Raw genomic sequence first — 4024 nt, 5'->3', positions numbered from 1 at the left:
TCAAAAATGGAGTTCATCTTCGACATCGTAATCAACCTGTTGGCTCATCGCATTGGCGTTTACGTGCTGGGCTTGCTTAGTGGCGTAATGCAGCTCACTTAAGGACGAACACTGTATCTGTGGCGAGGGAGCTTATTGTTTGGTCTATCTCTTAAGTGAACAGCATTACGCCTAATCAGCGGGCCTTTTTATTTAATCGATATCGTTCGTCGGAGAAAGTCCAACTCGACAGTCAATCATGTTCAGCGCTGCCGCAGCGTTGTGCCTGATATGGATCGACCAATAACTACCTGGCGGACCAGAAACCGGATAGATAAAGGTTATCTGCGGGCGAGAGTCCAATGTGGGTAGCCAAGCAACTCGCCCACAAAGAATGGACCACGATCGCCAAGGTTTATGGTCGATGAATGCCCTCCGCCGATGCAGGAGCCGGAGGGCGAGCCGGGAGACTTTTGCCGGCAATACCAACGTTACGACAACTTCTCCTATTTTAGATTGAAGCGATCCAGGTTCATCACTTTGGTCCACGCAGCGACGAAGTCCTTGACGAACTGCTGCTGCGCATCGGCGGTGGCATAGAACTCGGCCAACGCACGCAACTGCGCATTGGAACCAAAGACCAGGTCAACCCGGGTCCCCGTCCACTTCACTGCACCGGTCTTGCGATCACGCCCTTCAAACTCTTGCTGGGCATCCGACACGGGCTTCCACTCCACCCCCATATCGAGCAGGTTGGTGAAGAAGTCATTGGTCAAGGCTTCCGGCCGTGAGGTGAAGACACCGTGCTTGCTCTGGCCGACATTGGCGTTCAATACCCGTAGCCCACCCAGCAATACCGTCATTTCCGGGGCGCTGAGCGTCAGCAGTTGTGCCTTGTCGATCAGCAGTTTTTCGGCCGGCACACGGTACTGTTGCTTCAGGTAATTACGGAAACCGTCGGCGATCGGTTCAAGGAAACCGAAGGAGTCGACATCGGTCTGTTCCTGGCTGGCGTCCATGCGTCCCGGCGTGAAAGGCACCGTCACACTGTGGCCGGCATTTTTCGCGGCCTGTTCCACGCCCACGCCACCGGCGAGCACGATCAGGTCGGCCAGGGAGATTTTCTTGCCGCCACTGTTGAACTCGTTCTGGATGCTTTCGAGTTTTGCCAGCACGCGGGCCAGTTGCTCTGGCTGGTTGGCCTGCCAGGACTTCTGCGGCTCCAGGCGCAAGCGCCCGCCGTTGGCACCGCCGCGTTTGTCGGAACCACGGAAAGAGGAAGCCGCCGCCCAGGCCGTGGATACCAGCTGCGAAACTGTCAGCCCCGAGGCCGCAATCTTGCCCTTGAGCACGGCGACATCGCTGTCATTGACCAGCGGATGATCGACAGCAGGGATCGGGTCTTGCCACAGCAACTCTTCGTTCGGCATTTCCGGGCCGAGGTAGCGCGAGAGCGGGCCCATGTCACGGTGAATGAGCTTGTACCAGGCGCGAGCGAAGGCATCGGCCAGTTGCTCGGGATTGGCCAGGAAACGCCGGGCAATCGGCTCGTAGATCGGGTCGAAACGCAGGGCCAGGTCCGAGGTCAGCATGGTCGGGTCACGGCGTTTGGACGGATCAAAGGCATCCGGAATGGTCCCGGCACCGGCGCCGTTCTTCGGTTTCCACTGATGGGCACCGGCCGGGCTCTTGGTCAGCTCCCAGTCGAAACCGAACAGGTTCTCCAGGTAGTTGTTGCTCCACTTGGTCGGCGTGGTGGTCCAGGTCACTTCCAGGCCGCTGGTGATGGTGTCAGCCCCTTTGCCGGTGCCGAATGTGCTCTTCCAGCCCAGGCCTTGCAGATCCAGGCCAGCGGCTTCAGGTTCTGGCCCGACGTTGTCGGCAGGCCCGGCGCCATGGGTCTTGCCGAAGGCGTGGCCACCGGCGATCAGGGCCACGGTTTCCTCATCGTTCATCGCCATGCGGCCGAAGGTTTCGCGGATGTCCTTGGCCGAAGCGACCGGGTCCGGCTGCCCTTCCGGGCCTTCCGGGTTGACGTAGATCAGGCCCATCTGCACCGCGGCGAGGGGGTTTTCCAGATTGCGGCCCTCGTCGGTCCGGCTGTCCTCGTTTCGCCCCGGCTCGGCCACGAGCGGGACGTCGCCAGGTTTCTGTGCCGGTTTGTCCTCTTTGCCGTAGCGCGTGTCACCGCCCAGCCACTTGCTTTCAGAACCCCAGTAGACGTCTTCGTCCGGTTCCCAGACATCCGGGCGGCCGCCGGAAAAACCAAAGGTCTTGAAGCCCATGGATTCCAGTGCGACGTTGCCGGTGAGGACGATCAGGTCGGCCCAGGAGATTTTGTTGCCGTACTTTTGCTTGATCGGCCAGAGCAGCCGGCGGGCCTTGTCGAGGCTGACGTTGTCCGGCCAGCTGTTGAGCGGTGCAAAGCGTTGCTGGCCGGAACCGGCGCCACCCCGGCCATCGCCGGTGCGATAGGTGCCTGCGGCGTGCCAGGACATGCGGATAAAGAGAGGGCCATAGTGACCGAAGTCCGCCGGCCACCAGTCCTGGGAATCGGTCATCAGCGCAGTCAGGTCTTTTTTCAGCGCCTGGAAGTCCAGGCTCTTGAAGGCTTCGGCGTAGTTGAAGTCGCCTCCCAGCGGGTCAGACTTGGGCGAGTGTTGACTCAGGATCTTCAGGTTCAGTTGGTTCGGCCACCAGTCGCGGTTCGTAGTGCCACCGCCAGCGGCGTGATTGAACGGGCATTTCGATTCAGTTGACATGGCATCTCCTCTTGATTTTGTTTTCAGCTAACCATCCTTAAGCGTGGATCCGGATCACCGATTGAAGAAATAGCTTTTCGGTATGGGATCCATAGCCTTGAGGCTATGACAGCCCAGTGATCAGTTGCTCCAGACCATCCATTAAAGTACCGGACGGGGAAACTGTCGCTTCATCTGGGGGAGATAGCTGATAAACAGCTCAAATCAGTCAGGAGGTTTGCAAAGCTTCCATGACCCGGGACAAAAGTGGTGGCGACGATTCGAATCGCCACGGCCCCCGAAATGTCCAGGCCGTTACTGCACCCAATAAAAAACCGGCCTGTTTCAGCCGGTTTTTTGTCTCACTCAACAGCACTTCGGTCCGGCTTTACTGCCGTAACGGGCTTCCTGGCGTTCCCGAAAGAACGCCTCGTAGTCCATCAGCGGTTTGTCCGGGTGCTTGGTCTGCATGTGCTCGACGTAGTTGTCGTAGTCGGGCATGCCGACCATCAGGCGCGCGGCCTGACCGAGGTATTTACCGAGGCGACTCAGGTCATTGAACATGATCAGGCATCCGGCAGCGCTTGATATGGCGCTTCCTTGTCCGTGCGTTCCTTGGTGCCCCAGGCAGCGATGCCGACCTTGAGTGCGAAGAACAGGATGCTGAACACCACGAACAGGAACAGCGCAGTCAGGGTCGCGTTGGTGTAGGCGTTGAAGATCACGTGCTGCATCTGGTCGATGCTCTTGGCCGGGGCCAGCACCTGACCATTGGCCAGGGCATCACTGTACTTCTTCGCCAGGGCCAGGAAGCCGATCGCCGGGTTGGCGTCGAACAGCTTGATGAAGCCTGCGGTGGTGGTGCAGATCAGCAGCCACACGGCCGGCAGCAAGGTCACCCACACATAACGCTGGCGCTTCATCTTGATCAGCACCACGGTGCCGAGCATCAGCGCGATACCGGCCAGCATCTGGTTGGAGATGCCGAACAGCGGCCACAAGGTGTTGATGCCGCCCAGTGGATCGATCACGCCCTGGTACAGCAGATAACCCCACATGGCCACGCAACCGGCGGTGGCAACCAGGTTGGCGGTCCAGGATTCGGTGCGCTTGAGCGCCGGCACGAAGGAGCCGAGCAAGTCCTGGAGCATGAAGCGACCGGCGCGGGTACCGGCATCCACGGCAGTCAGGATGAACAGCGCTTCGAACAGGATCGCGAAGTGGTACCAGAACGCCATGGTGTTCTCGCCCGGCAGAACACTGTGCAGGATCTGCGCGATACCGACCGCCAGGGTCGGCGCACC

At 59.5% G+C, this 4024-nt stretch carries 3 protein-coding genes; all 3 read right to left on the bottom strand.

Features of this window, described 5'->3' with window-relative positions; all coding sequences use genetic code 11:
- Nucleotides 1-485: 485 nt before the first annotated feature.
- Complete coding sequence (gene katG, locus ACM6IT_RS23020; RefSeq protein ID WP_414918750.1) at nt 486-2741, bottom strand: catalase/peroxidase HPI; 2256 nt, start codon at nt 2739-2741, stop codon at nt 486-488.
- A gap of 345 nt (nt 2742-3086) precedes the next feature.
- Nucleotides 3087-3284: a YbdD/YjiX family protein gene (locus tag ACM6IT_RS23015; RefSeq protein ID WP_034150399.1), complete on the bottom strand. Its 198-nt coding sequence runs from the start codon at nt 3282-3284 to the stop codon at nt 3087-3089.
- A 2-nt stretch (nt 3285-3286) separates the two neighbouring features.
- Nucleotides 3287-4024, bottom strand: a 738-nt coding sequence (locus tag ACM6IT_RS23010) for a carbon starvation CstA family protein (protein WP_414918749.1), incomplete at its 5' end; no start/stop codon positions are given.

It is taken from the genome of Pseudomonas sp. IT-P4, from assembly GCF_949767755.1.
Taxonomy (GTDB): domain Bacteria; phylum Pseudomonadota; class Gammaproteobacteria; order Pseudomonadales; family Pseudomonadaceae; genus Aquipseudomonas; species Aquipseudomonas monachiensis.
The sequence above is the reverse complement of the archived record's forward strand: the minus strand, read 5'-3'. Positions and strand labels throughout refer to the sequence as shown.